This window comes from Clostridium tarantellae, assembly GCF_009295725.1.
Classification (GTDB): domain Bacteria; phylum Bacillota; class Clostridia; order Clostridiales; family Clostridiaceae; genus Sarcina; species Sarcina tarantellae.
In genome coordinates, this window is sequence record NZ_WHJC01000304.1 from 1 (window position 1) to 3,863 (window position 3,863).

At 25.8% G+C, this 3,863-nt stretch carries 3 protein-coding genes; all 3 read left to right on the plus strand.

Annotated elements, in window-relative coordinates:
• Positions 1–529 precede the first annotated feature (529 nt).
• A complete protein-coding gene (locus GBZ86_RS13535) occupies positions 530–1,873 on the plus strand; it encodes a S41 family peptidase (protein WP_152891498.1) in 1,344 nt (447 codons plus the stop codon).
• A 190-nt stretch (positions 1,874–2,063) separates the two neighbouring features.
• Positions 2,064–2,966 carry a D-alanine--D-alanine ligase gene (locus tag GBZ86_RS13540; RefSeq protein ID WP_152891500.1) on the plus strand — a complete coding sequence of 301 codons (903 nt, stop codon included), beginning with the start codon at positions 2,064–2,066 and terminating at the stop codon, positions 2,964–2,966.
• Positions 2,967–3,163: 197 nt separating this feature from the next.
• Entirely contained in the window at positions 3,164–3,817 is a 654-nt protein-coding gene (locus tag GBZ86_RS13545) for a pentapeptide repeat-containing protein (RefSeq protein ID WP_152891502.1), read from the plus strand.
• The last annotated feature ends 46 nt before the right edge of the window (positions 3,818–3,863 follow it).

The window sequence follows — 3,863 nt, forward strand, 5'->3', positions numbered from 1 at the left end:
GTATATATAATAAGAATTTAATAATATACATATACATTTAATTTGACATACAATAAGTAGATTGGTATTATTAACATGAACATGTTCAACGAATTAATTCAAATAACTTAGGATTATTTTTAAAATGTTTGTGAGGTGGTATTTTAAAGATAATCTTATAGGGGAGTTTATTTGGTTCCTTAGAATTTAGAAGTGGATAAATAGTTATAAGCTTCTTTTGATAAATTTAAATGGTTTATATTATTTGAAATGATTACATCTGTTCTATAAGTGTAATTTAAGAGTTTTAAGAGTTTAAGAGTTAAGAGGAACCTAGTACTAGGAGTTTGGTTTAAATAAGTGCGGAAAATTCAAAAGAAGTTTAGGAAAAAAATTATCAAGTTAAAAGGTATGTGGATTAAATAAAACAGCCTTTAACATGATAATTTTTTTCTTTTATTATAAAATTATATGGAAAATAATTACAAAAATGATATAATAATTATTAGAACTATTTTATTTAATTTTATTATTAATAAAGGGGAAAAGTGTGAATAAGAAAGAGTTAATTGAATTAGTGTGCTGGGTTGTTTTTGCAATATTAGTAGTATTTGGGTTGGTTTTTTTATATTTATACAATAATTCACCAATGACAATATACAAGCCTAAACCATATACTCCTAAAGGAAGAGTAGTACTACAAAAAGAATTAACCTTTGAAGAAATAGAAGAAGATAGAGATAAAATTATCGAAATTGTAGAAAACACTCATCCTATATTTTTAAATGAAGAAGTAGAAAATTATAAAAAAGCTAAAGAAAATTTTTTGAAAGAAACAACAGATTCAATGAATGTACAAGAATTTCAAATTTATATTAGTAAGTATTTATCTTCTATAGAAGATGGACATACTATAGTTTATTGGAATGAAGAAAACTTTTTAGATATTAATTGGAGATACTTAAATGGAGGGTTATTTTTAACTAACTCAGATTATAGTGTATCTAATTATAAAGTTATAAGAATTAATGAAATTCCTGTTGAAAATATTATAAATTTAATTGAAGAATTGTTTCCATCAGAAAATTATGTGGCTAAAGATGTAAATAATTCTAAGTACTCTAGATATGAGCAAATTTTAACATTAGCTGGAATAGATTGTTCAAATGAATTAATAGTAACTGTTTCTAATGGAGATAAAGAAGAAAAATTTTCAGCTAATTTAATAAAATGGGAAAAAAATAAATATGTTGATTTAGGTATATGGAGTAAGCAATTAAGTGAAGATATTTTGTTTATTAGATTAGGTAGTTGCACTCTTGGGAAAGAACTAGATAAAGTTATAGAAGATACAAAAAAAGCTGTAGATAATAGTATTGATAATGTAATAATAGATGTTAGAGGAAATCCAGGGGGAAATTCAGAAGCATCTACAAAGTTATTAGAATCTTTAAATATGGTACCTGGTAATTTTGGAGCAACCATAAGATTTTCATCACTAGCTAGTGAAAGATATGGTTTTTTGAGAAAAAGTGGCTCTATATCCTATGAGCCAACTAATAAAGTGGTTAAAAATGAAGATATAAATTTATATGTACTTTGTGATGAAAATACTTTTAGCTCAGCACAGTGGTTAGTTACTTGTGTAAAAGATGGAAATTTAGGAACTATTGTTGGTCAAGGAAGTAGAAATATGCCTTCAAGTTTTGGAGATGTACTAGTATTTCAATTAAAAAATTCTAATTTGGAAGGGCAAGTTTCTTTTAAGCAATTTTTAAGACCAAATAAAGATAAAAATAATGAAAGAGTATTAGAGCCAGATGTTAAAATAGATTATTGTGAAGATGCTTTAACGAAGAGTTTAAAAATTATAGATGAAAAGAAGAACCACTAATCCTAAAAACTATTTAGGAGGTGGTTCTTTCTTATTTTACCTTGTTTTCATATAATGCAATATATACAGATAAACCAGGTTATAAGTTATGAAGGGGATGAGTGAAAAGTTTATAAAAGTTATTAGGAGTTAGTGGTTTATCTTAAAGTAGAAAAAGTATATGAAAATAAATTAAAGAGGTGTGAAGATTATGAGAATTGGTGTGATAATGGGAGGTATTTCTTCAGAAAGGGAGATATCTTTAAAATCAGGAGAAGAGGTTATTAAAAATTTAAATAGAGAAAAGTATGAAGAAATAATACCTATAATAATAAATTCAAAAAGCGAGGTTATGGAAAAGGTAAGAAATATAGATTTTGCATTTTTAGCTTTACATGGTAAGTTTGGAGAAGATGGAAAAATACAAGCAGTACTTGAGACAGTAGATATTCCTTATAGTAGGTGTGGGGTATTAACTAGTGCTATTTGTATGAACAAAAGTCTTACTAAAAGACTTAGCAAAAGTGTAGGAATAGTTACTGCTCCATGGATTGCAGTTAAAAATATTAATGATATAGACTATAGTAAAATTGAGGATCTTGGATATCCTGTTTTTATAAAACCTAACAATGGTGGTTCTAGTGTGGCAACATTTTTTGTTAAAAATAAGTATGAAGTTGAGCATGCTGTAAAAGAGGGTCTTAAGTATGATAATGAAATTATTATTGAAAAGTATATTAAGGGTGAAGAGATAACTTCCTTTGTGTTAAATGGAGTGGTATTTCCAACTGTTACTATTAAAGCTAAAAATGGTGAGTTCTTTGATTATTTATCTAAGTATGAACCTGATGGAGCTAGTGAAGAGGTGGTTATGCTAGAAGAAAGCTTACAAAATAAAGTAACTGAGATTTCAAAAAAGCTTTGGAGTGTATTAGAGTGCAAAAGCTATTGTAGAGTGGACATGATAGTAAGTGAAAATGTTCCATATTTATTAGAAGTTAATACTTTGCCAGGTATGACTGCAACTAGTCTTATTCCTAAAAGTGCTATGGCAAAAGGTATAAACTTTAGCCATTTATTAGATAAAATAATTGAATATTCTTTGGAAAGTTAATTAATTTAATTATTGGCATAATTTTATTATTAATCTGAGATGTATGAAAAACATATTAATAATAAAAATATGTTGACTTTAAATTCACACATATATAGTATTAAAAGAAGTGTATGAAGCTAAAATGGTAATAACAAAATAATTAAAGTTAATACTTGCTTTAAATTTAGAAATGCTTTGTTTGGAGGAACGTAAAAATGGCTAAAAATAATACTAAGGATATTTTCAAATACAATAACGCAGATAAGCAAAATAAAAATTTTATGTATAGTAATTTAAAAAGAAGCAATTGTTATAATTGCAATTTTACGGGTTCTAATTTTAATTTTGTAAGTTTTAGAGGAGCGCATTTAAAATCTTGTGATTTTTATGGGTGTACATTTAAAAGTACAGAATTTATTGGGGCTAATTTAAAAAAGAGTAAGTTTAAATATGCTAAATTTGAAAATGCAATCTTTGAAGGAGTAAATTTAGAAGGTACTGATTTTAAAGATGCAGAATTTAAAAATGTTATATTTTTAAATACAGATATAAGTAAAGCAAAGAACCTAAAAGGTGATGAATCTGATATTAGAGTTTTTGAAGAGATGCCACAAATAGAAATGAGTGAAGAACTTAAAAATGCAGTTAAAGTAGCTATGGAAAATAAGTATATAAAAGCAGCTAGGGTTTTAGATACAAAGGACGGAGAAATCAATACTTTAATGTTAATGATCTTATTAGAAAACTTTAGTGAAAGTATTTTAATAAAAGGATTAAATAGATTTAAGATAGATTCAGATAAAGATTTTTGTACATTAAGCTATGTAATTAGAACAATAGAAAAATATAAAAATGATGGTTTAATATAAATGCCAATTTATTAAGTTAAGGGTTATATATTATTAAGCTATAAGA

Coding starts and splice junctions, on each gene's coding strand:
- GBZ86_RS13540 (WP_152891500.1), top strand. CDS start 2,064: ATGAGAATTGGTGTGATAATGGGAGGTATTTCTTCAGAAAGGGAGATA.
- GBZ86_RS13545 (WP_152891502.1), top strand. CDS start 3,164: ATGGCTAAAAATAATACTAAGGATATTTTCAAATACAATAACGCAGAT.